The organism is Anabaena sp. UHCC 0399 (assembly GCF_034931465.1).
GTDB classification, from domain to species: domain Bacteria; phylum Cyanobacteriota; class Cyanobacteriia; order Cyanobacteriales; family Nostocaceae; genus Trichormus; species Trichormus minutissimus.
Window position 1 is genome coordinate 55,478 of sequence record NZ_JAYGGZ010000030.1, and the last position, 26,570, is coordinate 82,047.

General features: G+C 39.2%; 20 protein-coding genes, 1 tRNA gene, 3 pseudogenes and 1 riboswitch. Of the genes and pseudogenes, 15 read left to right on the forward strand and 9 right to left on the reverse strand.

Translation table 11 applies throughout. The features are described 5' to 3' along the window. Positions 1-225: 225 nt before the first annotated feature. Positions 226-900, forward strand: coding sequence for a 7-cyano-7-deazaguanine synthase QueC (queC, locus tag VB693_RS16895; protein ID WP_323267270.1), 675 nt, complete (start codon positions 226-228; stop codon positions 898-900). Between the two features lie 53 nt (positions 901-953). Here queC and VB693_RS16900 read toward each other — a convergent pair whose 3' ends face one another. Both VB693_RS16900 and VB693_RS16905 read right to left on the reverse strand, forming a co-directional pair. After that, complete coding sequence (locus tag VB693_RS16900) at positions 954-2,300, reverse strand: hemolysin family protein (protein ID WP_323267271.1); 1,347 nt, start codon at positions 2,298-2,300, stop codon at positions 954-956. 193 nt (positions 2,301-2,493) lie between these two features. Next, on the reverse strand, positions 2,494-3,195 hold the full coding sequence (locus tag VB693_RS16905) for a hypothetical protein (protein WP_190698471.1): 702 nt from the start codon (positions 3,193-3,195) through the stop codon (positions 2,494-2,496). A gap of 205 nt (positions 3,196-3,400) precedes the next feature. Here VB693_RS16905 and VB693_RS16910 point away from each other — a divergent pair. Further along, positions 3,401-3,473 (forward strand) — tRNA-Ile (locus VB693_RS16910). 199 nt (positions 3,474-3,672) lie between these two features. On the opposite strand, the gene VB693_RS16915 is transcribed toward VB693_RS16910, so the two are convergent. Next, positions 3,673-4,107, reverse strand: a complete 435-nt coding sequence (locus VB693_RS16915) for a hypothetical protein (protein ID WP_323267272.1) — start codon at positions 4,105-4,107, stop codon at positions 3,673-3,675. 101 nt (positions 4,108-4,208) lie between these two features. On the opposite strand from VB693_RS16915, the gene pyrE reads away from it, so the two are divergent. From pyrE to VB693_RS16930, 3 genes and pseudogenes are all read left to right on the forward strand, one after another. After that, a complete protein-coding gene (gene pyrE / locus VB693_RS16920) occupies positions 4,209-4,829 on the forward strand; it encodes an orotate phosphoribosyltransferase (protein WP_323267273.1) in 621 nt (206 codons plus the stop codon). A gap of 117 nt (positions 4,830-4,946) precedes the next feature. Continuing rightward, positions 4,947-5,798 (forward strand): Rpn family recombination-promoting nuclease/putative transposase, encoded by an 852-nt coding sequence (locus tag VB693_RS16925; RefSeq protein ID WP_323267274.1) that lies wholly within the window; start codon positions 4,947-4,949, stop codon positions 5,796-5,798. Continuing rightward, positions 5,773-6,057: pseudogene (locus VB693_RS16930) on the forward strand (RNA-guided endonuclease TnpB family protein); the annotation flags it as partial. The gene VB693_RS16925 and the pseudogene VB693_RS16930, both read left to right, overlap by 26 nt. 86 nt (positions 6,058-6,143) lie before the next feature. On the opposite strand, the gene thiC reads toward VB693_RS16930, so the two are convergent. Beyond that, on the reverse strand, positions 6,144-7,517 hold the full coding sequence (thiC, locus tag VB693_RS16935) for a phosphomethylpyrimidine synthase (RefSeq protein WP_323267275.1): 1,374 nt from the start codon (positions 7,515-7,517) through the stop codon (positions 6,144-6,146). 7 nt (positions 7,518-7,524) lie between these two features. Next, a riboswitch (TPP riboswitch) is annotated at positions 7,525-7,621 on the reverse strand. A 129-nt stretch (positions 7,622-7,750) separates the two neighbouring features. Between thiC and VB693_RS16940 the strand changes: the two genes are divergently transcribed. From VB693_RS16940 to VB693_RS16960, 5 genes are all read left to right on the forward strand, one after another. Next, complete coding sequence (locus tag VB693_RS16940) at positions 7,751-8,359, forward strand: rRNA large subunit pseudouridine synthase E (RefSeq protein WP_323267276.1); 609 nt, start codon at positions 7,751-7,753, stop codon at positions 8,357-8,359. Between the two features lie 147 nt (positions 8,360-8,506). Next, positions 8,507-9,862, forward strand: a complete 1,356-nt coding sequence (locus tag VB693_RS16945; protein ID WP_323267277.1) for a PAS domain-containing sensor histidine kinase — start codon at positions 8,507-8,509, stop codon at positions 9,860-9,862. A gap of 258 nt (positions 9,863-10,120) precedes the next feature. Continuing rightward, positions 10,121-12,139 carry a serine/threonine phosphatase gene (locus VB693_RS16950; protein ID WP_323267278.1) on the forward strand — a complete coding sequence of 673 codons (2,019 nt, stop codon included), beginning with the start codon at positions 10,121-10,123 and terminating at the stop codon, positions 12,137-12,139. Positions 12,140-12,358: 219 nt separating this feature from the next. Next, positions 12,359-13,663 (forward strand): FHA domain-containing serine/threonine-protein kinase, encoded by a 1,305-nt coding sequence (locus tag VB693_RS16955; RefSeq protein ID WP_323267279.1) that lies wholly within the window; start codon positions 12,359-12,361, stop codon positions 13,661-13,663. A gap of 310 nt (positions 13,664-13,973) precedes the next feature. Continuing rightward, the gene (locus VB693_RS16960; protein WP_323267280.1) at positions 13,974-14,234 is read left to right on the forward strand and encodes a four helix bundle protein; all 261 of its coding nucleotides are present in this window, start codon (positions 13,974-13,976) and stop codon (positions 14,232-14,234) included. On the opposite strand, the gene VB693_RS16965 is transcribed toward VB693_RS16960, so the two are convergent. After that, positions 14,179-14,397 (reverse strand): DUF4327 family protein, encoded by a 219-nt coding sequence (locus VB693_RS16965; RefSeq protein ID WP_190698503.1) that lies wholly within the window; start codon positions 14,395-14,397, stop codon positions 14,179-14,181. The genes VB693_RS16960 and VB693_RS16965 overlap by 56 nt on opposite strands. 791 nt (positions 14,398-15,188) lie before the next feature. Here VB693_RS16965 and VB693_RS16970 point away from each other — a divergent pair. From VB693_RS16970 to VB693_RS16990, 5 genes and pseudogenes are all read left to right on the forward strand, one after another. Continuing rightward, positions 15,189-15,590 (forward strand): tetratricopeptide repeat protein, encoded by a 402-nt coding sequence (locus VB693_RS16970; RefSeq protein WP_323267281.1) that lies wholly within the window; start codon positions 15,189-15,191, stop codon positions 15,588-15,590. 59 nt (positions 15,591-15,649) lie between these two features. Continuing rightward, positions 15,650-19,504: a glycosyltransferase gene (locus VB693_RS16975; protein ID WP_323267282.1), complete on the forward strand. Its 3,855-nt coding sequence runs from the start codon at positions 15,650-15,652 to the stop codon at positions 19,502-19,504. A 56-nt stretch (positions 19,505-19,560) separates the two neighbouring features. Continuing rightward, entirely contained in the window at positions 19,561-21,168 is a 1,608-nt protein-coding gene (locus VB693_RS16980; RefSeq protein ID WP_323267288.1) for an O-linked N-acetylglucosamine transferase, SPINDLY family protein, read from the forward strand. A 91-nt stretch (positions 21,169-21,259) separates the two neighbouring features. Next, positions 21,260-21,889: a transposase gene (locus VB693_RS16985; protein WP_323267283.1), complete on the forward strand. Its 630-nt coding sequence runs from the start codon at positions 21,260-21,262 to the stop codon at positions 21,887-21,889. A gap of 250 nt (positions 21,890-22,139) precedes the next feature. Then, a pseudogene (locus VB693_RS16990) lies at positions 22,140-22,718 on the forward strand (Uma2 family endonuclease). Here VB693_RS16990 and VB693_RS16995 read toward each other — a convergent pair. The 4 genes and pseudogenes from VB693_RS16995 to VB693_RS17010 all read right to left on the reverse strand — a co-directional run bounded on the left by VB693_RS16995 (position 22,715) and on the right by VB693_RS17010 (position 26,274). Next, positions 22,715-23,050: a XisI protein gene (locus VB693_RS16995; protein WP_323267284.1), complete on the reverse strand. Its 336-nt coding sequence runs from the start codon at positions 23,048-23,050 to the stop codon at positions 22,715-22,717. The pseudogene VB693_RS16990 and the gene VB693_RS16995 sit on opposite strands and share 4 nt — an antisense overlap. Next, positions 23,038-23,238 (reverse strand): annotated as a pseudogene (locus tag VB693_RS17000) (element excision factor XisH family protein); the annotation flags it as partial. The gene VB693_RS16995 and the pseudogene VB693_RS17000, both read right to left, overlap by 13 nt. Positions 23,239-23,376: 138 nt before the next feature. After that, positions 23,377-25,605 (reverse strand): O-linked N-acetylglucosamine transferase, SPINDLY family protein, encoded by a 2,229-nt coding sequence (locus tag VB693_RS17005; protein WP_323267285.1) that lies wholly within the window; start codon positions 25,603-25,605, stop codon positions 23,377-23,379. 120 nt (positions 25,606-25,725) lie between these two features. Next, entirely contained in the window at positions 25,726-26,274 is a 549-nt protein-coding gene (locus tag VB693_RS17010; RefSeq protein WP_323267286.1) for a type IV pilin-like G/H family protein, read from the reverse strand. Between the last annotated feature and the right edge of the window lie 296 nt (positions 26,275-26,570).

A 26,570-nucleotide genomic window follows, 5' to 3' on the forward strand; every position in this document is an offset into this window, starting at 1 on the left:
TGTGAGGAAAATTACAAATTAATTAACAACAATATCATACTGGAATACTTACACAAAAAAAGATTTATCTAAGATGTCCACTACGGTTATACTCAAGTGATTTTTGCATAATTATTTGCATCCCTTAGAGATTTAACCAATGATTTTTACGGATGCTCATCAGGAAAACCACGTTCTTTGCGGTGATTTTGATTTGGCGATTTACATTAAAAATTTGAAGCGGAAATGAAAGCTGTAATTTTGTTATCGGGAGGATTAGATTCTTCCACCATTCTTTACCAAGCAAAATCTGATGGTTGTGAGTGTTACTCAATGTCATTTGATTACCAACAGCGACATCGCCGAGAGTTACATTCAGCTTTACTTGTAGGGCAAAAAGCTGAGGTTGTCCAACATCAGGTAGTTAACTTTGATTTAAGACAATGGGGTGGTTCAGCATTGACCGACGATGCGATCGCCTTACCTGAAGACCGTTCTCTGGATCAGATGTCACAAAGTATTCCTGTAACCTACGTACCTGCACGGAACACAATATTTTTAAGTTTTGCTCTAGCCTATGCGGAAGCGATCGCAGCTGAACGTGTTTACATTGGAGTCAACGCCCTAGATTATTCAGGATATCCTGACTGTCGTCCTGACTATATCCAAGCAATGCAAGAAGTTTTCCGACTGGGAACGAAACAAGGACGGGTTGGGCAACCAATCAAAATTGTTGCTCCCTTGCTGGAACTGAAAAAAACCGAAATTATCCAGCTTGGCAACCAATTAGGAGTACCTTGGGATCTCACTTGGTCTTGCTATGCCGGTGGTGATGTCGCTTGCGGTGTTTGTGATTCTTGCCGTTTGCGACTAGCCGCTTTCGCCGAATTAGGACTTGTTGATCCACTACCCTATGCTTAATGGGAATAGGGCATTATTTAATTTTGACTTTTGACTGGATTATTCCCCAGTCACTATTCAATTAACCGACGCAGTTGAATTTGATGCAGGCGCGGCCCATCAACAGATACAACTGTGAATTCAAGATTTTCATAGCGAAAAAGTTCGCCCATATGAGGCATTTTCTGTAATTGGTAGAGTAAAAAACCAGCTAGAGTCTGATATTCCTTGGTTAAGGGTAAATTGAGATGCAACACTTCGTTGAGGTCTTCTAAGTTAACCTGGGCTTGTACTAAAAATGTTTGCGGATCTAACATCTCAATGAGCAAATCGTCACTGGTTTGAGATTCGCCCACATCGCCAATAATTTCCGCAATTACATCTCGGATAGTCAAAAGCCCTACTGTTCCCCCAAATTCATCTACGACTATCACCATAGCTGGCTTTTCTTGCTGCATCATTGGTAAAAGTTCACTTAGATGCGTAATTTCTAGTACAAACCGAGTTGGACGCATCCAAGCTTGAATTTGACTGTTTAAATTGAGTTGTCCCGTAGCTAAGGGTTTGGCTAAATCCCGAAAGTAAACAATTCCTCGAATGTCGTCTAAAGATTCACCGATGATGGGATAACGAGAATGCCCAGTAGAGAGCATTTCTTGGAGTAAGGTATCAAAAGTAGCATCTTTGGACAAAGAAACAATACTAGTACGAGGAATCATCACATCTTGGGCTGTGACATCACCAAATTCAAAAACATTATTGAGCAATTCTCGTTCTGTGGTTTCTAAGCCAGTAGATTCATATTCTGTGGAAATAATTAGCTGTAACTCTTCAGGCGTTACAGGCGGCCGCCAACTTTGGCCGGTGTATTCAATCCTAAAGAGTCGCAACAGATAACTAGTAGATTGGTTGAGAATCCAGATAAAGGGGCTGAAAAAACGCACGATCGCTTTAACTGAAGGCCCTAAAAACCGAGCCAACTGCTCAGAATAGAGCATGGCTACTGATTTAGGGCATAACTCCCCTAAAACAATTTGCAGATAGGCAATTAAAAAAAAGGTGAGAGGAATTGATATGGAATGAGCGATCGCACTACTCATACTGGCGGTTAAAGGAAAGGATTTGAGCCATGAACCGATGACCACCACAATCGAACTTTCACCAATCCACCCCAGAGCCAAACTAGAGAGGGTAATACCTAGCTGGGTTGTTGATAATACTCTATCAATACTACGTTGCAGTGTTTCGACTGCGATCGCTGGGATATCACCAGCCTGAACTAGTTGATGAATACGCGATCGGCGTACTGTCACCATAGAAAATTCTGCTGTTACAAAAAAAGCATTGATTAAAATCAGTAAGAGTACCGATAACAACCGCAGCCCCACATCTGTCAACCTCAAACTAGGAAATTCATTCACCGCCACAGCTCATACAAAACTCTTCCTCTTGGGGATTGGGGAATTGAGCAGAAAAAAGTCAAAAGTTATTAGTTTTCCTCCCTTCCCCAATCCCCAATCCCCAGCTTTTCAATTTTGGATTTGCAATTTTGGATTTCAGATTATTCAATCCAAAATCTAAAATTTAAAATCTAAAATTCCTAGTCCCCAGTCCCTATCTATCTACAGGAATATTTGATACTTCTAGCTTCAGTTTTTGATCAGGATAATCTGTCAGCGCAAGGGAGACTTTCTTCACATCATCTAGTAAAGCTGTAGGGATGCTCACTGTACCAGAAAATGCCGGGCCACTTGCGGGTAATTCTGCTGGTAATCCCTCTGTACTTGCACTCAGAGTTCTACCTTGATCGTCAGTCACATCTAAGAAACTATACAAAAAGCGCACAGAATCAGCACCTTTATTCTGCATTTTGACTTTCAGTAGTAAATCACCACCAGAATATCGAGCAGATTGCACGGCGAAAGTTACACCTTCACTTTCAGCCGTCACAGGAAATCCTGCTTGGGGCTTCTCTTCAACTACTACCTCCGTTTTTTGTTTTTGCTTCTGCTTGCGGTTGTTAATTTCCTCATCGTCTTCATCTAGCTTGTCTGAGTTAGCGACTTTAGCTTTACCTTCAATTCGCGCCTTAACAGTTTTCAGGATGTCCTCCTCTTTTAAGAGTGTCACTTCTCCAGATTGGGAGCTATTGGACTTAGTGCTAGCAAATTTGCTAGGGGGACGACTATCTGGCGTGGTGACACCTTTGAGTGCAGAACTTCCCAAGTTAAACCCCAAAAATGCACTGACAGAACCTGACCCCAACATGAGGATTAACAAAACCAGAGTAAGAATTACAGTAGAATTTATCTTCATTGCTGACAAGCTATTGCAAAAGAATGCTGGTCTATATTAGCTGGAGTATATTAAGAGTGTTAAAGCTGTATCTTAAAATCTTTAAGATAACTTAATTAATCATAGTCTGCACTATGCCATAAATAAATTGTGTAGTATAAAAATCAATTAAGACCATTTGCGATGGTACACAAAGCCTAAACAATAGGATACAATCTAATTCTAACCAGGGTTGGCCGAGCGGTTGAGGCAGCGAACTCATAATTCGCCCAAGGCAGGTTCAACTCCTGCACCCTGGATTTAATCAGTGATGAGTGATGAGTGATGAGTGCTGAGTTATGAGCTATGAGTGCTGAGTTATGAGCCTTAAGTGATCAATAAGAGTATTTTTAAGTGACTACAGTACAAAAACTAGGTCTAAAAGCCAAATACTATAAATTGTTTCACTCACTACTCAGCACTCAGAACTCATTACTCACTACTCAGCACTCACCACTCCTATCTTTGTAGTGAAGTATCAAAGCGGAATTCTGTCCCTACCTTTAACTTATTAGCATTCAAGCGGGGGGACATGAGTAGAGATGAATTGTAAGGATTGGGTAAATCTGGTGTACGAAGATAAGGATCATTCATTGACTGCTGTGTTAAGACATCTTTATAAAGAGTGTTTAGCAATTCAGCATCACGGGCAATCTCGTTTTCGGGGAAGGAATTGCGAAAACCAGATCCAGAACCCAAAAATGAGTCTAATTGACGCTTGGGGGTAGTATTTTCATAAAAATTGCGATCATGGCGGAAATAAGCACGCTCAAATACATCACTTGTGCTTTCATAATTGGGTACTTCTGACTCAGCATTAGCGATCGCGGGAAAAGCCATACCAGTAGCTAAAAGCACTAACAAACCACTAAGAGACTTAAATTTTATACCCATCTTGTTTACTCCTCAATTTTTGGGTAAATCTTAACTTATGCTTAAGTTCAGAACTTTTATGAGTTCAACCTTTGGTGTAGCATAACTTTTACCGTTTTGTAATGACGTATTCTACTGAAACCCTTACCCAGTCAGATAATTGGGCAGCTACTGCGGATGTCACTAATCTGCGTCAAAAACTACTGGATTTATTTTGTCAACTCGCCTATCAAGAGGGTGATTTTATTCTTTCTTCTGGACAACCCAGTTCTTACTACATCAACGGTAAGCAGGTAACACTCCATCCCCAAGGTGCTTTAGCAATTGGTCGCATTCTCTTATCTCTATTACCTTCAGATACTCAAGCCGTAGCGGGTTTAACACTGGGGGCTGATCCAATTGTATCGGCGGTGAGTGTAGTTTCTGCTTATGAAAATCGACCAATCCCAGCCTTGATTATTCGCAAAGAAGCTAAAGGTCATGGGACTAAAGCGTATATTGAAGGACCTAACTTACCGGAAGGTGCAAAGGTGGTGGTTTTGGAAGATGTCGTCACGACTGGACAATCTGCGATGAAAGCAGTTGAACGACTCAGGGCGGCTGGTTATGTCGTCGATGAAGTAATTTCACTAGTAGACAGACAACAAGGGGGAGCAGAATTTTACCAGTCTGTCGGGTTGAAGTTTGAGGTGGTATTTACAATTAAAGACCTTCAAGAACGGTATCGGGAATTAAGCAATTAATTGGGAATTTTAGGGTCGCATAGCGACTCTCCCAAGCAAATTTTTGATTTCGTTCTGGGATACTTCTTACTAATTCCAGTAGTGTCAAATCTTGATAATAAGCGTACCTAAAACTTGATGACAAAAGCCGCAGATGTCAGCACAAAACGCTTGATTAGCCTCGCACCTGATAACTGGGTGAAATGGGTAACGCAAATTCCTGATATTACAGCAGGGGAAATACTCAACTCAGAATTTCAGTGGATAAGTCGAGAAAGTGACGTTTTAATTCGTGTAAAAAATCCCCAGTATGGTAATTTTCTTGTTCTCAACGAATTACAATTGCGTCCGACACTGGAAATGCCACGAAGAATGCGTGCTTATGCAGCACTTGCAGAGGAAAAATATAAATTACTTACATATCCTGTATTAATCAACATACTCAAAACTATAAACTCAGAAATATCTGCAACTTATGAATCAAATATTGCTGGTTTACGGGCTATTCAAGATTATCGCGTCATCAATTTATGGGAAGTCGATGTAAATATCGCTTTTGATCAACCACTACCATCTTTATTACCCTTTGTACCAATTCTCAAAGGTGGTGAGAATGAGTCTACAATTCGAGAAGCTCTACAAATACTCCGGTCTGATGAACAGTTAAACCAACTTGAGACGGTATTAGCATTTTTTGCTACTTTTGTATTAGAAAGCTCCCTAGTTCAAGAAATTATGAGGTGGGATATGGCTGTATTACGCGAATCGCCTTGGTATAAAGAAATTTTAGACCGAGGAAGACAAGAAGGTACTGAATTAGCATTACAGGGTATTGAAATGCTGTTAGAGATGAAGTTTGGTAGTGAAGGTTTAGAATTGATGCCTGCAATTTCTCAAGTTAATGATTTAGAGCAATTAAAATCAATTCAACAAGCAATTAAAACTGCCAATACAGTTGAAGATTTACTTTTGGAAGTCCAGAGAAATTGAGGGGACAATCAAAAATCTAACCATAAAACGTACTGCACTAGGTGAGTTATTTATGGTTGTAGTTGTTGATGAGGGTAGTAAATCAGAAATTGAAGTTAAGACGGGTAAAATCGCTGGTTTTGATTTTGGTTTGCGTACATTCCTCATTTGTTTCTCCTGCGGAGACGCTACGCGAACAGATGGTACGACAATTGAATCTCCCCAATTTTTTAAGCAATCCATAAATACAATTAAAAAAGCCAGTAGACAGCAGGCAAAGCTTGGAATGCTGTCAGAGTAATTCTTCAGGGGAGCATAGTAATCTCTGGTATTTAATCAGGTGGGCAAGCTGCCCACCCTAAGTCACTAACTTTGCGTTACAGGTTCTTTTGCCAAGAACTTCTCTAGTTCAGTCAGCGCATCAGCATCAACTTTGGTTTGCATGGGGCAGAATTTAGGGCCACACATGGAACAAAACTCAGCAGTTTTGTAAATATCTGCTGGTAAAGTTTCATCATGGTATTCTTTCGCTCTTTCCGGGTCGAGTGATAATTCAAACTGACGATTCCAGTCGAAATTATAACGAGCATGAGAGAGTTCATCGTCTCTGTCTCTTGCGCCTGGGCGATGTCTAGCAATGTCGGCAGCATGGGCGGCTATCTTGTAAGCAATCAGACCATTTCGCACATCTTCGGCATTGGGTAGTCCCAAATGCTCTTTTGGTGTAACGTAGCATAGCATTGCTGTACCATACCAGCCAGCCATCGCCGCACCAATTGCGGAAGTGATATGGTCATAACCTGGTGCAATGTCTGTCACCAAGGGGCCAAGTACATAGAAGGGGGCTTCAGAACACTCTTCCATCTGCTTTTTGACGTTGAACTCAATTTGATCCATTGGGACGTGTCCTGGCCCTTCTACCATGACTTGGACATCATGTTCCCAAGCTTTGCGAGTGAGTTGTCCGAGGGTTTTGAGTTCGGCTAACTGGGCATCATCGGAGGCATCATGAGTACAGCCGGGGCGGAGAGAATCCCCTAGACTGAAGGAGACATCATATCTTTTGAAAATCTCAATAATGTCGCGGAAATGGGTGTAAAGTGGGTTTTGTTTGTGGTGATGCAGCATCCACCGCGCCAAAATACCGCCACCACGGGAAACAATACCAGTAATGCGGCTTCTTACTAAAGGTAAATGTTCGATCAAAATCCCGGCGTGGATGGTTTGATAGTCTACCCCTTGCTGGGCGTGTTTTTCGATAATGTGCAGAAAGTCTTCTGGCGTGAGGTTCTCAATTGTGCCGTGGACGCTTTCTAAAGCTTGGTAAACTGGCACTGTACCAATGGGAACGGGGGAGGCGTTGATGATAGCAGTACGAATTTCATCTAAGTTACCGCCGCCTGTAGACAAGTCCATCACGGTATCAGCACCATACTTCACCGCTAGATTCAATTTGTCTACTTCTTCTTGAAGATTGGAAGAGTTGGGTGAAGCACCGATGTTAGCATTAACCTTACACTTAGAGGCAATGCCGATCGCCATTGGCTCTAAGTTGGTGTGATTAATATTCGCAGGGATAATCATTCGTCCCCGCGCCACTTCCTCTCGAATCAGATCAGCAGGTAGATTTTCTCGTTGGGCGACATACTGCATTTCTTCGGTGATGACACCCTGACGTGCGTAGTGCATTTGAGTTACATTGCTTTGCCCACCACGTTTAGCAACCCATTCTTTCCGCATATGAAATTCCCTCGATAAACAGCTTCCCTTCGCTGGTATTACCCAGTCTCAGGTGTTAAGGGTGTGATCTCAGCCTGTTGGTGCAAGCACCCCTAGCATGGATGTAGTGTATCACCTTGTTTATGGGTGGGGACAAGAAGGTTAACAATTTATAAGGTGTGAAGCTGTTTAGGTAAGCTGACTATTAGGTAATTGGGGAGACAATTCAGTAGAGGTGCAGGGGAAAATAACTAATGACTAATGACTATCGCTATATTATTTTTCACAAACCCTATGGTGTCTTGAGCCAGTTTACTCAGGAAACTCCCAAACATCAGACCCTCAAGGACTATATCGATGTACCGGATGTTTATGCTGTGGGGCGATTGGATTGGGATAGTGAAGGGTTATTGCTATTAACCAACGATGGGAGGTTGCAGCATCGTCTGTCTGATCCGCGTTTTGGACATCAACGAACTTATTGGGTACAGGTAGAGCGTATTCCTGATGTAGATGCTATAACCAGATTACAAACAGGGGTAGAAATTCAAGATTACCGCACGCGACCAGCACAGGTCAGGTTATTACCAGCAGATCCGCCTGTGTGCGATCGCCATCCGCCAATTAGATTTCGCAAAAATGTACCTACAGCTTGGTTAGAAATGACCTTAACAGAAGGTAAAAATCGCCAAGTACGGCGCATGACTGCGGCGGTGGGGTTTCCGACTTTGCGTTTAGTCAGGGTGAGCATAGCTCATTTGCGCTTAGATGGTCTAGCTTTGGGTGAGTGGCGAGATTTAACGCCATCGGAAGTTAAACTGCTACATAATTCGCCTGCAAAGCGGGAAAAGAATCATAGCTAGGCGTAGATAGAAAATTTTCCAAGGTGCAGAAAGCATAATAATCTTTTTATTTGCTGATTTTTACCAGAAAGCCAGGAAAAACACTATAATGCTGTTTTTTTATTCCCAAATAGTCAACATCCGCCTTGGAGCGCAATTTTAACTCTTATGAGCCTAAATCAGCGTAGACGCATAGCTGCTTCTCCTCAGACATCGCTCTGGACTCAAACTCACCAACTAAATATCTTGTCTGCAAATCCTAGTTGCTTAGAACTTGTACCTGAACCAGTCTCTGATTTAGATATGGGGTTAGCCGAACAGCTACGCCATACCCAAGCGGAACTGCAACGATATCGGATGCTGTATGACAATATCCCGTCTGTGTACTTGAGTTTAGATGTAACAGGGGTAATTTTATCTGTTAACCAGTTTGGAGCTAATTGTCTCGGCTACACACGAGAACAATTAATTCAACAGCCCATGTTAAAATTGTTTGGCGAGTCAGAGAAACAAAGGCTAGCTGATGAATTTAAAGCTTTATTGACAGATGCCGCAGAAAGTGCAGTTAAATGTGGCGATTTTCGTTTAAACTGTCCCCTAAGTCAAATAAAATGGGTAAAAGTAACACTGCGGTTTATACCTGATTATGAGGTTCACAAGCCAGTAATTATTATGCTTTGTGAAGATATTACTGCTCACAAGCAAGCGGAAGACACTTGGCGAGCCAATGAATCATCCCGCCATACGCTGATACACAATGAACAACATAATCAAGTATTAATACCAGATAAATTAGAAGAACTAGAAAGCCTCACTCGTCTGAAAGAAGAATTTATCAGTACGGTTTCCCACGAATTACGTACACCCCTCACTAATATGAAAATGGCGATTCAGATGTTGGGAATCGCACTACGTAAAGAGCAGAAATTTGAAGGGAATACAGAAATTTCTAAAGCAGCTTGCTATTTTGAGATTTTAAATAATGAGTGCGATCGCGAAATAAATCTTATTAATAATTTTCTTGATTTAAAGCGTCTAGAGCGCGACTCTCAACCTTTGGTATTAGAAACAATTCAAATCCAGCAATGGCTATGGCAAGTGGTGGAGAAATTTAAACAACTTAATTTTCACCTTTGTCAACAAAATTTCAGCATCAAGATACCTCACTCTCTACCGCCTCTAGCCTGCGATTCATCTAATTTAGAACGTATATTCATAGAACTACTCAGCAATGCCTGTAAATTCAGCCCTCCAGATACAGCCATTATCATTTCTGCCGAGAAAAAAGCCAACAACATCCTCTTGCAAGTCATTAATTCCGGTGTAGAAATTCCTAGCACTGAATTACCCCGCATTTTTGACAAATTTTATCGCATTCCTACTAACGACCCTACCAAGCAAGGCGGTACAGGCTTAGGATTGGCATTAGTGCAGAAACTGACCCAACAATTGGGCGGTACAATTACAGTTGAGAGTAGGTCAAATCGTACCTGTTTTACTATCCAACTTTCGCTGAAAGGATAAATTCACGCATTGAATAACTTCTGCCCTTCTGCACTCCCTGCTCCCAATCCCCAATCCCCATTCCCCCATTTCACCAAAATTCCCTTGTCGATGTCTGAAATATTTAGCTAATATGCGTCACAATTAATACTGCCACCAAAATTCACGGGTGAAACCACAATTTTTTGTAGGTCTACTGTAGGCAGGTGCGGCCAATTGTGGCACTTTGGATCTTAGTGGCTAGAAGCACCTTGGAACAGGAATTAAGGAACTTCCACTATGCTAATTTGTCCTGAGTGTCAATTTGAAAACCCTAACGCTAACAAATTCTGTCAAAAATGTGGTGCTTCCTTGTCCTACAAGGTATGTCCTAAATGTAGTACCGATGTTCCTGTCAATGCTCTACAGTGCCATAACTGTGGTGCAGACTGTGGAACAGTTTGGTGGGCGATTGTTAAGAAAGAAGGGATTGGGGAACTCGCGGCCCCCTCTGGGGATAAGGGGCAATGGGGATTGGAAGCAGGGGGTGCAGGGGAGGAGAAGAACATCGATGAGGAAATGCCCGATGCCTTGTTCCCAATGCCCAATGATCCAGTTTTGTCACCACAATTCTCTGTAGGCTCTTATTTAGATCAAGAGCAACGCTATCAGTTTTTGGCAACGCCATTACCCCAAAATGCTGAAGTGTGTGCCAGGGTTTTAGATTGTCAACCTTATCAAGTCTCACTAGTGGAGACTATATTAGCTAATCAACGACAGGGCTTGATTGCGCCAGTGACAGAACCCAATGGGATTCCCAAAATTGCAGAGGCTTATATTTCTTTACAATCCCCCCATCACCCAGAAATACCGAAAATTCATGATGCTTGGCAAGATGGTGATGTTCAGGTGATACTCATTGAAGACCGTTCTGATTGGCAGTCTCTACTAGATTCGTGGAAGAAGGAAACAACCAGTTCGTCACAAATTTTACACTGGTGTTATCAAATGACCCAACTCTGGGTTTTACTAGAACCACTTAACTGTCATTACAGTTTGTTAGATTTGTCGAATCTGCGTTTGGATGAAGACCAGTCATTAGGGCTACAAAGACTGTACGCAGAAACACGAGATAATCAAATATCGTCTGAATTACAAGAGGAGGAAGAAGAACCTTTGGGGCTTTCAGCAGAGCCTTTAACTTTGAAAGCCTTGGGGCGAGTTTGGCAGGCGTTGTTTAGAAGTTCACAACGTACTCAATTTGGGTTATTAATACAAGTTTTGGATGATTTAGAGCAAGGTACTATTCAAACGATCGCACAATTGCGATCGCGTTTACAAGAAGTAGCCACAGAATTAGAAGTTACAACATCCCCCATTTTTCAGCCAATGGAAGCAGAACAAACAACTTCACCCACTCTCTTACAAGTAGATGATTTTGAAGATTCTGCCAGTAGAGCGGATGACCTACCGACAGTTGTCTTATCAGTACAGTTAAGCAGTTTAGAAGATGCAGGATGTACTGATGTTGGTCGTCAACGTCAGCATAATCAAGACTGCTTCGGCATTGCAACTAAAATTGAAAAAGTAGATTTACCCAAAAACCGCTTTTTACAAGCACAAGGGTTATATATTCTCTGCGATGGTATGGGCGGACACGCTGGCGGTGAGGTAGCCAGTGAATTGGCAGTCCAGACCCTACGGCAATATTTTCAAGAACACTGGAATACTCATCAACTACCGACCGAAGAAATCATTCGGGAAGCGGTTTATTTAGCTAATGAGGCAATTTACCAGCAGAATCAACAAGATGCCCGTTCTGGGGTGGGACGCATGGGTACTACCTTGGTGATGCTCCTGATTCAAGGTAATCAAGCCGCCGTTGCCCACGTGGGAGATAGTCGCCTCTACCGCCTGACTCGCAAGCGGGGCTTGGAACAATTGACGGTAGATCATGAAGTTGGTCAACGGGAAATCAATAAAGGTGTAGAAGCTAGTATCGCTTATTCTCGTCCTGATGCTTATCAACTGACTCAAGCCTTGGGGCCTCGTGACGAAAGTGCCATCAATCCTGATGTCGAGTTTTTCGATATTAATGAGGATAGCCTGTTTATTCTGGTTTCTGATGGTCTATCAGACAATGACTTACTAGAAACATACTGGGAAACGCACCTCCAGCCCTTATTAAGTTTTGCCAATAACTTGGAACAAGGTGTCACAGGATTAATCGACTTGGCAAACCAATATAACGGTCATGACAACATTACTGCTATACTAATCCGGGCAAAAGTGCGCCCGAATGTGGGAAGTAAGGAGTAATCAATTCAAAATTCAAAATTTAAGCCCTTTTGGGGAACTAGGAAATCAACGGGTAGAAGTTAAAAGACAAAAAAAGAATCTTCTTATTTTTAACTTTTTTTGCCCAGTCCCCAGTCCCCAACTTTTAGATTTTAGATTTTGGATTTTAGATTATTTAATCCAAAACCCAAAATCTAAAATTCCCAGTCCCTAGTCCCTAACTCTTATCCAGGTTGTATTGTGGTTACTCTCACTTTGTTAGAACCGCAACAAAAAACACCCCTCAAACAGTGGTGCTTTGAAAATTCCGCCGTGATTCGGATTGGTCGAGCGGCGGATAATCATGTTGTTTTAACTGATAGTTTGGTTTCCCGGCATCATCTCGAAATTCGGCAAGTTAGTTCTGCTAAGAATGCTGGCTCATGGCAAATAATTAGTAAAGGTACAAACGGCACTTTTCTAGACGGTGTACTGGTAATTCAGGGTTCGTTGCCTAATAATGCCCAGCTACAACTGGCGCAGGGTGGGCCAATCTTGCAGTTCCAGATTCAGGAGGAGACAACACCGAATCCTAATTTGCCAACGCCTACGGTGGGGCATAACCCATTATCTGCTGCTGGCGAGATACCGGGAAATATTGCTAAACCAGTTGTTTCTAGTACCAAATCGAGTGGTTCATCCCACAGTTGTAAGCATGAAGGTAATGCTCCTGGGAATCTGTTCTGCGTTCATTGTGGTCAGCCTATCACTGTACAGCAGACAATTCGCCGTTACCAGGTGTTGCGAACTCTGGGACAGGGCGGTATGGGTACTACTTATCTGGCTTGGGATGGAGATAGCTTGATTGCGGGACGCCAGCAATTATTCGTGTTGAAGCAAATGAATGCTGATATGGCGAAAATTGCTAAAGCTCAGGAATTGTTTGAACGGGAGGCTAACACCCTTAAATGCCTGAATCATCAGGGAATTCCTCAGTATTATGACTTTTTTGTAGAAGCTGGTAAAAAATACTTGGCAATGGAATTAGTTCATGGACAGGATTTGGAAAAACGAATCTATACCACTGGGCCAGTTACACCAAAGCTAGCGATCGCCTGGATGATTCAAACCTGCGATATTCTAGATTACCTTCATAGCCAAGAACCACCACTAATCCACCGCGATATTAAACCCGCTAACCTGATGGTGCGGAATGCAGATAATCAAATAGTTGTGCTGGATTTTGGCGCAGTTAAGGAAATTGGCACAACGCCAGGTACTCGTATAGGTGCAGAGGGTTATTGCGCTCCCGAACAGGAACGGGGACAACCTCTGACACAATCTGATTTATATGCGATCGGACCAACACTAATTTTTCTGCTTACAGGTGAAAACCCGTTCAAGTTTTATCGCCAAAAAGGACGTAACTTTCACTTCGATGTGAGCAAAATTCCCACTGTTACGCCCCAACTAAGAGAGATTATCGAGCGCGTTACCGAACCTTTACCACGCGATCGTTATCAAACGGCGAAGGAATTAGCCCAAGTATTAGCTAATTGTCATTAAGGGACTGGGGATTGGGGATTGGGCAATTGGTGACAATCCTTCATAAAATTGAAGGACTTTTTATTGGCATGATATGGCAGATAGGGGTTTTGAGTCTTTGGACTTCTATCAAGACAGTCTCAAGTTAGTGAACTACGCACACTGACTTGAAGGTACAGTGTGGGCTTCCCAATTCATCGGGAATAGCCTCCAGAACTTCATAATTCTATTGGTCTGACATTCCCTCCAAGGGCAGGAGTCCTGATTCCCAAGACCCAAATCTTTTCCTGGCGACACTTACCTATTAGCTTGTTTTTAGCTTACGGCATTGGTGGTCAAGATACTCGATATCTTATCAGAAAGCCTTGCTTATCGACTGGCAAATAGATTACCAGATTGTGAACGTTACAATCTGAGCGATCATTCACGCAGAGCAGCTTCTAGCGTTTTGCTGAACATAGCTGAGGGCTACGGACGCTATCACTATTTAGATAGATTGCGCTTCATGTATATTGCTCGTGTCCCCAGTCCCCAATCTATTCCTCATCCCACGTTTCAACATCAAGTAAATCGCCGATTGGGTCTTGCATAGTGAAACCGAAATCTAGCAGTTCCTGTTTCCAGTGCTGCCAGTCATTGCCATAAAGCAGCGCGATTTTCCAAATGCTATCATTTGGCTTGATAATATTCGATTCAAGGAGTGATTGCACGTTACGCTGCAATTTCACCATTGGGTGAATTACTTGCTGAGTCATAACCTCTATATCAATTGAAAATTTTATTGGGTAAATGCTTAATCAAAACTGCTTTCCGTCTTGCAAATGTCAACAATGCGTAGAGTGTGTTTTTGGCAAAGCTAGTCTTAACTTTCTTACTATACCATAACAAACTCTGCTCATTTATGATGAAATTCGGTTTTGTACGGTAATTACTCCACAAAACTTAGATTTCATCAAGCACATATGGTGAATGCAGGAAGTAAAAATCTGCCGTCCTCAAGGTTGCAATAACAGCACAAGCAGGGACGACGCGTAAAAACTTATTTTTTGTATCTACCAGAATCTGTGCAATTTTTATAAAGCCCATAAAATACTGGCTGATTGAAGATGTCGAAAGAACAGTGAGCGAATGTTTGCTCTGTAGGTTCAACCGTTATACACAATAACGCAAACATCTAAAGTTAAATCAAACCATAGCAAATCTTAACATAGATTTAATTTTTCTCTAGAGATTAAGCAGACATATCGGAATTGGGTATCGAAATTTTCTCCCCTGTCTCCAGTCCCCACTGAGCCTACTAGTTCTCTCCGTTCCCTCTGGGAAGTGCAATCCCCTTCGTACAGCACGGAGTAAATCAAGCTACCATTTCAAACAGGCAAAAGTCTTGATATACAAACTTTTTGAATTTTGACTTCCGTCTTGCGGCACTATTTCCCTTCAAACATGAAAAGTTTTTAGTTCAGATGTTAGTTTCTGGGTGGTAATGGGTAATCTCTTATCTAGAAGATTGCTGTAACTAAGTATTTACCACAAGTAATGTAAAAATATGGCTAGTCCAGGAGAAGAATATTTAATTGCTCGTAAAAAGCAAATTGAACGGAAAACAAGGATTGTAACAATAGTTTCGGTTATTGGTTTTGTAGGTTCAACGGTTTTTGCAGTCGTTCCAGCAATTCAACAGGCTATCCAGAATCCGCAGCCAGTAACTACCACTACATCTCTTGAGTCTTCATTACAAGAACAAGCCAAAGGTTACGACTTAGTTTTACAGCGAGAACCAAATAACCAAATCGCGTTGGAGAAGCTTTCTTTAGTGCGGGTACAATTGAAAGATTTTCAAGGTGCGATCGCATCTTTAGAGAAGCTAGTTAAGCTGCATCCTGATAGACAAGATTATAAGGTTATTTTGGAGGATATTAAGAAGCGCGAAAAAGAGAGCGATCGCTAGTTTAGAAAATCAACAGCCTCATCAAAATATTAAACCCATAAAAAAAGTGAGATTATGATATGCCTAGTCTTTCTGTATGTATGATGGTGCAAAACTCTGAAAAAACATTAAATATTGCTTTGGAATCTCTTAATTATATTTATGATGAATTAATAATTGTTGATGGTGGCAGCAATGATTCTACTTGTGAAATAGCATTGAAATATGGAGCAAAACTTATATATTCTCCTTGGTGCGGTAATCATGCTCAACAGCGTAATGTATATCTGGCAAATGTCAAGACAGATTGGGTTTTTGCTATTGATTCCGATGAGTTTGTTGATAATAATTTAATAGATTTCATCAAGATAATGAAATCATCTAACGAATATATACCTACTGATAATTTCTGGTTTCCTAGACTATGGATTAGTCCAAATCAAAAAGATTACTACATTGCGAGTCAACCTCATTATCCTGATTACCAACGTAGATTGTTTAAATATAACAAAAATGTTTACTATCAAGGGCTAATCCATGAAACTATTTTTAATTTAACTCATCAGGGAGAAATTTTACATAAACTAGGTATATACCATTTAGATTTATTTGTTAATAGTGAAAAAAAGCGGAAAGGAAAGGTAAGTAATTATTCTGGATCAGATATACGAGATGCTTCAACCAAATACTACTTACCTAATATGCAAGAAATAAAATTGGAAAAAGTAGATATGGAAAATATTAAAACTCAAGTAAAAAATCTACTGAATAATTTATCTAATCCTAATATTGAAAAATCAGAATTAAATAATTTAATCCCCGCAGAGATTAAGAATGATGAATTTTATTATACAATTTTAGAAATTGTTCAGAGAGAAGATATTAAAACGGTTTTAGAGATTGGATCATCTTCAGGCAGTGGAAGTACAGAAGCTTTGGTTAAAGGTCTTCGTATTAATCCTAGTAATCCGAGATTATTTTGCATGGAAGTTTCAAATAATAGGTTTAGTCAATTAGTAAAAACTTATAAAGATGACTGGTTTGTAAAATGTTATAATATGTCGTCTATTTCTTTGAATAAATTTCCTGACAAACAAGAAATTATAGATTTTTATAATAGCGTTAAAACTAATTTAAATTTTTACAATATTGAACGTATCCTTGGTTGGTTACAGCAGGATATAGATTATATAAAAAACTCTGGAGTTTCTGAAGAAGGTATTCAAAATATTAAGCAAGAAAATGAAATTAGGTTTTTTGATTTTGTTTTAATAGATGGCTCTGAATTTACTGGTGTGGCTGAATTAAATGAAGTATACGGGGCTAAATATATTTGTCTAGATGATATTAATACATTTAAGAATTATCAAAATTTCCATAGACTGTTGAAAGATTCTCATTATACGTTGATTAGATCGAATTTAACTCTACGTAATGGTTATGCAATATTTGAAAGAAACTCATTACAGCCAATAATAAACGATCATTCAAACACAGAATTACCTATTAACTTTTTTACTATTGTCCTAAATGGACAACCATTTATTCGTTACCACATTGAAATTTTTAAACAACTACCTTTTAAATGGCATTGGCATATTGTTGAAGGTGTAGCTGACTTAAAACATGACACAAGTTGGAGTATAAAACTGGGTGGAAGTATTAGCGATGAACTGCATAAAAATGGGTTGAGTTGTGACGGTACTACAGAATATATAGATGAATTGGCGCAACTTTATCCAGATAACATCACAATTTACCGTCAACCAGAAGGTGTTTTCTGGGATGGAAAGCGGGAAATGGTTAACGCACCACTAGCAAGTATTCAAGAAGAATGTTTGTTATGGCAGGTAGATGTAGATGAATTATGGACTTTAGAGCAAATTTGTAGTGCTAGGGAAATGTTCATCAGCAATCCCAATAAAACTGCTGCTTTCTATTGGTGTTGGTATTTTGTAGGTGAAAAACTAATTATTAGCACTCGTAACTGTTATGCACAGAATCCTCAACAAGAGTGGCTAAGGACTTGGCGATTTAAACCGGGATATATTTGGGCTGCACATGAGCCTCCTGTTTTGGTAGAAACTTTAGCAGATGGTCAATATAAAAATGTAGCTGCTGAAAATCCTTTCTTGCATCAAGAAACAGAACAGCATGGTTTAGTATTTCAGCATTTTGCTTATGTTACTCAAGAACAATTGAGTTTTAAAGAAAAATACTACGGTTATAGTCATGCTGTTTCTCAATGGAACACCTTACAAAAAAATACTAAATTTCCAATTTTATTACGGGAATATTTTCCTTGGGTGCAAGATGATACTCAAGTAGATATTGCAAATAGGCGGAGCATAGTTCCAATTGCTCAAAAAGATAATAGCAGTAATAAGTGGCAATTTTTACAATCAGAAGAAATACAAAAGCAGATTTTACAAATCAGTAAACCATCGCCGATAATCATCATTGACGGCGTATTTTTCCAACTCTATCAAACTGGAATTGCACGCGTCTGGAGTTCACTATTAAAAGAGTGGGCAAACAGTGATTTTGCTAAACATCTTATTGTGCTTGATCGTGCTGGAAGCATTCCCAAAATTAATGGTATTAGGTATATAACTGTACCACTTTACGAATACGACAAGACTGATAGTGATCGAGAGATGCTACAGAAAGTGTGTGATGAGGAAGGTGCAGCTTTATTTATATCCTCTTACTATACAACGCCAATTGCAACTCCTTCTGTATTCATGGCTTATGACATGATACCAGAAGTAATGGGATGGGATTTGAGGAATCCGATGTGGCGAGAAAAGCATAAAGCTATTCAACACGCGTCTACATATATAGCAATTTCAGAAAATACATCGCATGACTTGGAAAAATGTTTTACAGATAGATCAAGAGAGGCTATCACTGTAGCTCATTGTGGAGTTAACGATATTTTTGCACCAGCTAAACTTGAAGATATTAGTATGTTTAAAAACAAGTATGGAATTACAAAACCATACTTTATTTTAGTAGGCGCTGGGTCTGGTTATAAAAATAGTATTTTATTCTTCCAGGCTTTTTCTCAGATTGCTAGTAACTATGGTTTTGATATTGTTTTAACAGGTAGCGGTGGGGTATTAGCACCTGAATATAGAGCCTATACATCTGGTAGTATTGTTCATACATTGCAACTTAGTGATGAAGACTTAGTAATAGCTTATTCTGGTGCTGTAGCTTTAGTCTATCCTTCTAAATATGAAGGATTTGGAATGCCAATAATTGAAGCTATGGCTTGTGGCTGTCCCGTCATTACTTGTCCTAATGCTTCGATTCCAGAGGTGGCGGAAAAAGCTGCAATATATATCAATGATGATGATGTAGATGGATTAGCCAATTCACTATGTGAAGTACAAAAACCTGCTATTCGTCAATCATTAGTTACTGCGGGTTTAGCTCAAGCACAAAAGTTTTCTTGGTCAAAAATGGCAGAAATTGTTAGTGCTGCTTTAATTGATGCGACGCTTCTATCTTTAAATCTGAGAGAGATTAATTTAATTATTTTCCCTGATTGGTCACAACCTGAAGATTCGATAGGTTTAGAACTAGCACAAGTAATTAAGACACTAGCAACTAATACTGAGAGTAGCAAGACAACTTTACTGATTGATACTACTAGTATTTCAGATGAAGACGCTGATTTATTGTTATCTAGCGTCACCATGAGTCTTTTAATGGAAGAAGATTTAGATATTACTGATGGATTAGAAATTACATTGCTGGTAAATTTGGCTGAGATCCAGTGGAGGGCTTTACTCCCACAAATTCATGGACGAATTGTTTTGGAACATGACAATCAACAAGCCGTTATACAAGCAAAAGCCGAGACTCTGACATCATACGAATTAGCAAGCTTTAGCCAAGTGCGAGACGAAGAGTTTTTTTTTGCTTAAGTAAAAAATTATTCAATCAAGGAAGATGGCAAGACGCGATCGCCGCATATCAAAAACTGCTAGAATTACACCGAGGTAATGCAGATATTTACTGGGATTTAAGCCAGTGTTATAGAAATTTAAACTTGCTAGATGAGTATTTTGAGACTCTACAGCAAGGAATTAAACTTTACCCTACCGACGGTAGACTTCACTTTACATTGATTATTGATTTGCGGCGTAATCGGCGTATTCAAGAAGCTATTGTAAGTGCGGAAAAGGCTTGTCAAGATTTACCTGATGATTATACATTTAAGATTCTTAAATATTTGACAGTTCCAAGTATTTACAATAATCAAGAAGAAATACCATTTTATCGCCAACGCTATACTCAAGGACTGCAAGATTTAATTGAGCAAACATCTCTCAATACTCTTGAAGACAAGCAGAGTGCTTTAGCTGGTATAGGTCGGCTAACTAATTTTTATTTATCATATCAAGCACAAAATGATATAGATTTACAACGTCAATATGGGAAGTTAGTACATGAAATCATGGCGGCTAATTTTCCTCAATGGGTTGCCCCTTTATCTATGCCTAAACTACAACATAATCAGAAAATTCGGGTTGGTTATGTTTCGCATTATCTGCATTCTTATAGTGGTACACTTTGGTTAACTGGCTGGTTAAAATACTGTGATCATAAAGATTTTGAAATTTACTGTTATTACACAGGTAATGAATCAGATGCAGTGACAGAAAAATTTAGAGAATATAGTGATTGCTTTCACCATATTCCTTACAACTTATCGGGTGTTTGTCAACAAATAATTGCGGATAATTTACACATTTTAGTGTATCCAGAAATTGGCATGAATCCCCAAACTTTACTCATGGGTGCTTTGAGATTAGCACCAGTGCAATGTGTTGCTTGGGGACATCCTGTAACCACTGGTTTATCTAATATTGATTACTTTTTATCTAGCGAATTAATGGAAGCAGAAAATGCTCAAGAACATTACTCAGAAAAATTAATTCGCTTACCGAATATTGGCGTTTCTTATCCTAAGCCTTATATTCCACAAGTTGTTAAAAGTCGTGCTGATTTTGGCTTGTCAGATGATGATGTTCTCTATTTATGCTGTCAAGCACCGTTTAAATATTTACCACAATATGATTTTATTTTTGCAGAAATAGCGTGTCGTGTGCCGCAAGCTAAATTTATATTTTTGCGTGGTACTTTACTTCAAGAACGCCTACAAAAAGCTTTTGCTGCTTTAGGGCTAAAATTTGAGGATTGCTGTGTATTTCTTAGTATTCCAGAAAGATTCGACTATCTGATGATTAATTTACTTTCAGATGTTTATCTAGATACATTTACTTGGTCTGGTGGTAATACTACCTTAGAAGCGATCGCTTGTAATCTTCCTATTGTTACTTGTCCTGGCGAATTTATGCGGGGTCGTCACTCTGATAGCTTTTTGAAAATGATAGGAGTGACAGATACTATTGCTCAAAATGAAGCGGAATATATTGATATTGCTGTCAAATTAGGACAAAATCCTGCTTGGCGATGGGAGATTTCAAAACGCATTAGTCAGCGTCATGACAAATTATTTGATGATAAAGTTTGTGTTGCAGGCTTGGAAAGATTCTATAAACAAGTTGTTGAATTAAGTTCGTAGTGAGCACTTTAGTGCTGATTCCAAGATGAGGACTAAAGTCCTCACTACGAACAAAAAGTTTGTAGTAAGCACTTTAGTGCTTAGAAAATATATGTATGAATATCGTAACCTAACACCAAAACAACAGGCTGAACTAATTAAACATCGCTTGATTCGTGGTTATCCTCCTCATGCGCCACCACATCCAATAAAAGATAGAAGACTCTATTTGTTGACGGCGGCTTGTTATGAACATCAGTGTTATATGCACTCTGAATCTCGTCGTCAGCAATTGCTAAATATGATTTTTGACAGATTTGGGGATACTGGAGATGAAGAAGAAAGTGCTAAAGCACTTACTACAAACATAACGATTTGTGCTTGGGTAATTTTACCAAATCATTATCATTTATTGGTTCAGGTTGTAAATTTTGATGCTTTAAGTGACTTGTTTCGCCAAATACATGGTAATACTTCACGCCAATGGAATCTTGAAGATAATGTAACCAAGCGAAAAATTTGGTATTCTTGGAGCGATCGCATGATTCGATCTGAAAGACATTACTATACGACCCTTAACTATATTCATTACAACCCAGTCAAACATGGTTTCGCGTCATCTCCTTATAACTGGAGTGAAAATAGTGTTCACTGGTATTTACAAGTTTACGGACGACAATGGCTACGTGATTGCTGGGCTAAATATCCAGTGCGAGATTATGGCAAAGATTGGGATTTATAATGTTTGTAGTAAGGGCTTTAGCCCTTAGTTATGCTGAATTGCGAGGACTAAAGTCCTCACTACGAACTGCGATCGCAACAATGTTTGTAGTAAGGGCTTTAGCCCTTAGTTATACTGAATTGAGAGGACTAAAGTCATCACTACGAACTGCGATCGCAACTTCATTGTTTCCATGTCTGTATTGATCAACTAAGATCAATTCTAGGGCTTCTATATCTCAATACTATACCCATATCTTATAAAAATCGCCGTGGCTACTATTACTATTAACTTGAACAACGTAGTTAGACTCAGCGAAGACCAATTTTATCAGCTATGTCGAGATAATCCCGATATTAAGTTTGAGCGCAATGCTAACGGAGAATTGATAGTTATGCCACCTACAGGGGGAGAAACTGGAAAAAGTAACGCTAAACTTACAACAAGATTTGTTTTGTGGAATTAGCAAACACAACTAGGTGAAGTTTTTGACTCTTCTACTTGTTTTCGACTCCCTAATGGTGCAAACCGTTCTCCTGATGTTTCTTGGATAGAAATTAGCCGATGGAATGCACTTTCATTAGAACAACGAGAAAAATTTCCTCCCATTGCGCCTGATTTTGTTTTAGAGTTGATGTCTCCATCCGATAGCTTGAGTGAAACACAAGCTAAAATACAAGAATATATGAATGCGGGAGTAAAGCTAGGTTGGTTGATAGACAGAAAAACACGCCGTGTAGAAATTTATCGTCAAGGGCAACCAAAAGAAGTATTAGAATCTCCTACCAACTTATCTGGAGAAGATATATTAATTGGTTTTACTTTAGACTTACAAATTATCTGGAGTTAACCCACTGCATATGCTGTAAATTTCCTCATAAAAGGAGACTGAAAACCTAACACAATATCTTCTTTAGGTACTCCCATCGTAACTAAATTGGCTGCAATATCATCCTCTGTACCATTCCACTGAAGCCAAATTTTTTGACCCTTAATATCGATATGGATGATACAACTATGTACCCAATCCTGTCCCTCCCAGCCAACATGAACTATTTGATAATGATCACGTTCTGTATCAAAAATATTTTCAACTTCTATATTTCCGTTAGCAGGTTTTTGCTGACTATACTCCTGTAATATTTGTTGTATTATCTGGCGATAATTGGCTATTTTTTCCATTTGACAATTACCTCTTTTTCTGCATCATAAATAATTATTTTGACTTGATTCTCTTCAATCATTTCTTGAGGGAAATCAAGTTGAAAAAATGTTTTATAGGTTGTCAAAGGTACTGCTAAATATAAAACACGCTCTGGCTGTCGTAGTCTCAGTGCGCCTCTATAGTTGATAAACTGTCCCAATGCTGTCAACTGATGATGAAATAATATCCCATCAAAAAGAGTATCAACTCTATCTTGAATGATCAAGTTGATACTTAGTTACAAAAGTTTGTAGTAAGGGCTTCAGCCCTTAGTCATGTCTAATTTTGAGGGCTAAAGCCCTCACTACGAACTAATATACCTCTGCCACATTTGGGTATAAGCATTTTCCATTTCACGGGTAAACTGCTTACCGTTCCAGAGTGGTGCTGTTTTTCTCGACTGTTTAAGCTTCCAAGCAATTTGTTGTCTTAAAGCTTCATCCTTACCCAAACGCACACCCCACTCTACATATTCTTCATCAGTCCAAGCGATACCTTCTGTAATTCCAGCATTCATCATCATGGTGTAACTGTTACGTGCTGCAAATTGTTCACCTACTCGCGTCACCATAGGGATACACATCCACAGTGTTTCTAAGGTTGTTGTAGCACCGTTGTAGGGATAGGTATCTAAGACAATATCAGCAATTCCTAAATTAGCTCTGTGAACTGCTTCTGAAGGTACATCTGGAATAAATCTAAATTTTGATGTATCTACACCTTCATCGTTTGCTAGTTGATAAAAGAAATCTTGAACCGCTTGTCTATCTGTTGATTCTTTAACCAGAAAGTAGCTATTGGGTACTTCTTTGATAATTCGCAATTGCAACTTGATGATATTTGGATTTAGTTTAAACCCCCGTTGAGGACAAAAATAAATTATTGCATCATGGGGAATATCTAAATCTTGGCGATTTAATGTAGGTACACCTACTTCAAAACCATCTACAGCTATATAGGTTTGAGGTAAACGCCAAATTTTCTCTCTATAATATTCCTGGGCTGATTCTGGTAGAACGTAAGGGTCAGCAATAAAGTAATCTATTGATGGACTGCCAGAAGCATCCCAGCCCAACCAAGTAGCTTGTATGGGTGCTGGCTTAAATCCCATAATCTCACAAGCAGTGTCTAGAGTAACACTATCTAGATCAATTAATATATCAATTTCATCGTTGTATATTTGGTCTGCTACTTCGTAAACATTATTTGATTTGTAAGCTTTATTTACTTGGCTAACATACCAAATATGTAAAGGGTCAGTTATTGCTTGATTGTGGATAAAATAACCATTGACTGTAAATTTATCATGGTCATAATATTGAAATAACCAGCGTGATAACCAACCAACAGAATGACCTCTAAGACAATGAGATAAGTATCCTATTTTGATTTTTTTATCAGATATACTTTGTTTTTTTCTGCGTAAGTTTCCTTGAGAATATTTTCCTAACTTTTCTTGAGCATAGACTTCTTTGTTAGCATGGCAAAGTTGAAGTATCTGATTTTGAATAATTCTATTTTTATGGGGATTATCTTCAATATATAGAGCATAATAATTAGAATTTAAAAGTCTAGCTACAGTCAATTGATCAAGATTAGTTGGATAATCTTTTATAAGTATATTGATTAATTCCTCATGCCTTTGGTTGATATAAAAAGCTTCTTGCCAATAGACCCCTGCGGTCATTAATCCCCTAAGAATTTGCCGATTAGCAACAACTAAATCTGATGATTTATCGACTAATGAATATAATTTCTTAGCTGTTTCTATACCTTGTTCTAGTTCACCAGCATTTTGATAAAAACCAGCTAAATGTTTTAATATATCTTTGTTGCCATAGTCTAGAGTTAACAGTATCTCGGATAAACGTGCTGCTACTCTTGAGTTCCAGTGAGAGTAAGCTATATCTACCGCCGTCGGTAATAATTTATCTATTAAACTTTGAGCATCATTGCTAAAATATCTGACACTGGCTGTAACTAAATCTAAAGATGATTTATTTAAAGGAGCATAATCTAAGGCAGAGCGCAGAACCAATTTTAATAATTCTAGCTTAATTTGTGGCTGAGGTTCTGATTGAAGTAGTTCAATTAATCCATATTCTTGCAATTCTTCCTCTGTGTATTTCTCTAATGTGATAGATAGTTGTACCAGATGTAAAAGATTATGAATATCTTGAGGATAAATTTCTTTAATTTGTCGCCGAATTTTCCAAGCAATGAGATATTCTTCTAATTTTTCCCTACGTTCGGCTTCAGTGTATAAAATATCTGTTAGTTCCGCATTCCACTCGTCTACTTGTTCTGCTTCTCCTTCCATTATTGCCATTAACCAAGTAGTCTGTGCTTCCACCTCTTGCTCTAGTAAAAGATACATTAAACCTAAATACCAGTAGTGGGATTTTAAATGAGGTTCTGTAGCAATGGCTTGTTCATAAAGACTAGCAGCCTCATGGTAGTTACCTTTAACTAACAAATTCTCACCTTGCTTTTGCCATTGATTGGAAGAATAGCTTAAAAGAGCTTTATTCATATCAACTCACTCAATATATATAAGATAAAAGTGAGCAGTGTAAACACTACTCACCTTGTGTAATGGATATGTCATTTAGATGGGTAAATGACCATGAAAAAGGAATTCTTTTTATTTGCTCTATCTAGCTAAACTTGTGAAATTAGCAATGCAGCTTGAAGGGGTTGGAGAAGCTACTGCCGCAATCATTGCCGCACCATTAGCTACCTTTGATGGGGCTGTAGTCTCACAAGCTATTGCTACTGTGAGAGCCTCGTTTGTTGCAGTATCACCAGAGATAGTACCTACTGCACCATAATAGGATTTAAGTGCATCTTTAAATGTGAAAGCATAACCAATACCATTAGCACCATCTAAAGCAACAGTGTAAAGGTAGTTTTCAGTTTGGCTTTTAACCCCTACTTGCAACTCTGACATATCTGCTGCAAACTTCTGGTATTCCAGATAGAAAGCTTGTTGAGCGCGGTTGATAGTACCGATGTTATTTTTGGGTTCAGCTTGCTTGGCTTTATTAACCTGACCAAGTAGCGAAGGTAACGCGATCGCAGCAAGTACACCGATAATAATTACTACAACTAGCAATTCAATTAAGGTAAAACCTTCGTCTTCTTTCTTCTTCCGATTGCTGAGGTGGCTGAGGAATTTAGCTTGCAATTCTGGCTTGAGCATGGGTTTCTCCTGAAGTTTGGGGTAAGTAGAGGGCGATCGCTCTGTTCTAAAACGAACTTACCCTGTTGCAATCTACGATCTATCACTCCAGTCAAAAAACTTTCTTTCTCAAGCTATATTTACGTATATTTGCTAGTAAGAATATTCTTGCTCCTGAAAAAATAGAGTTTATCTCCTGTTTTCTACTTAAGCTTTAACTTTTCCCCCTTCCCTACTAGGGAAGGGGGTTACTCATTTCTTGCACCAACCGTATTCATACGTACAAGCCAAATAAACCAGTGTTCAAGTGTAACAAT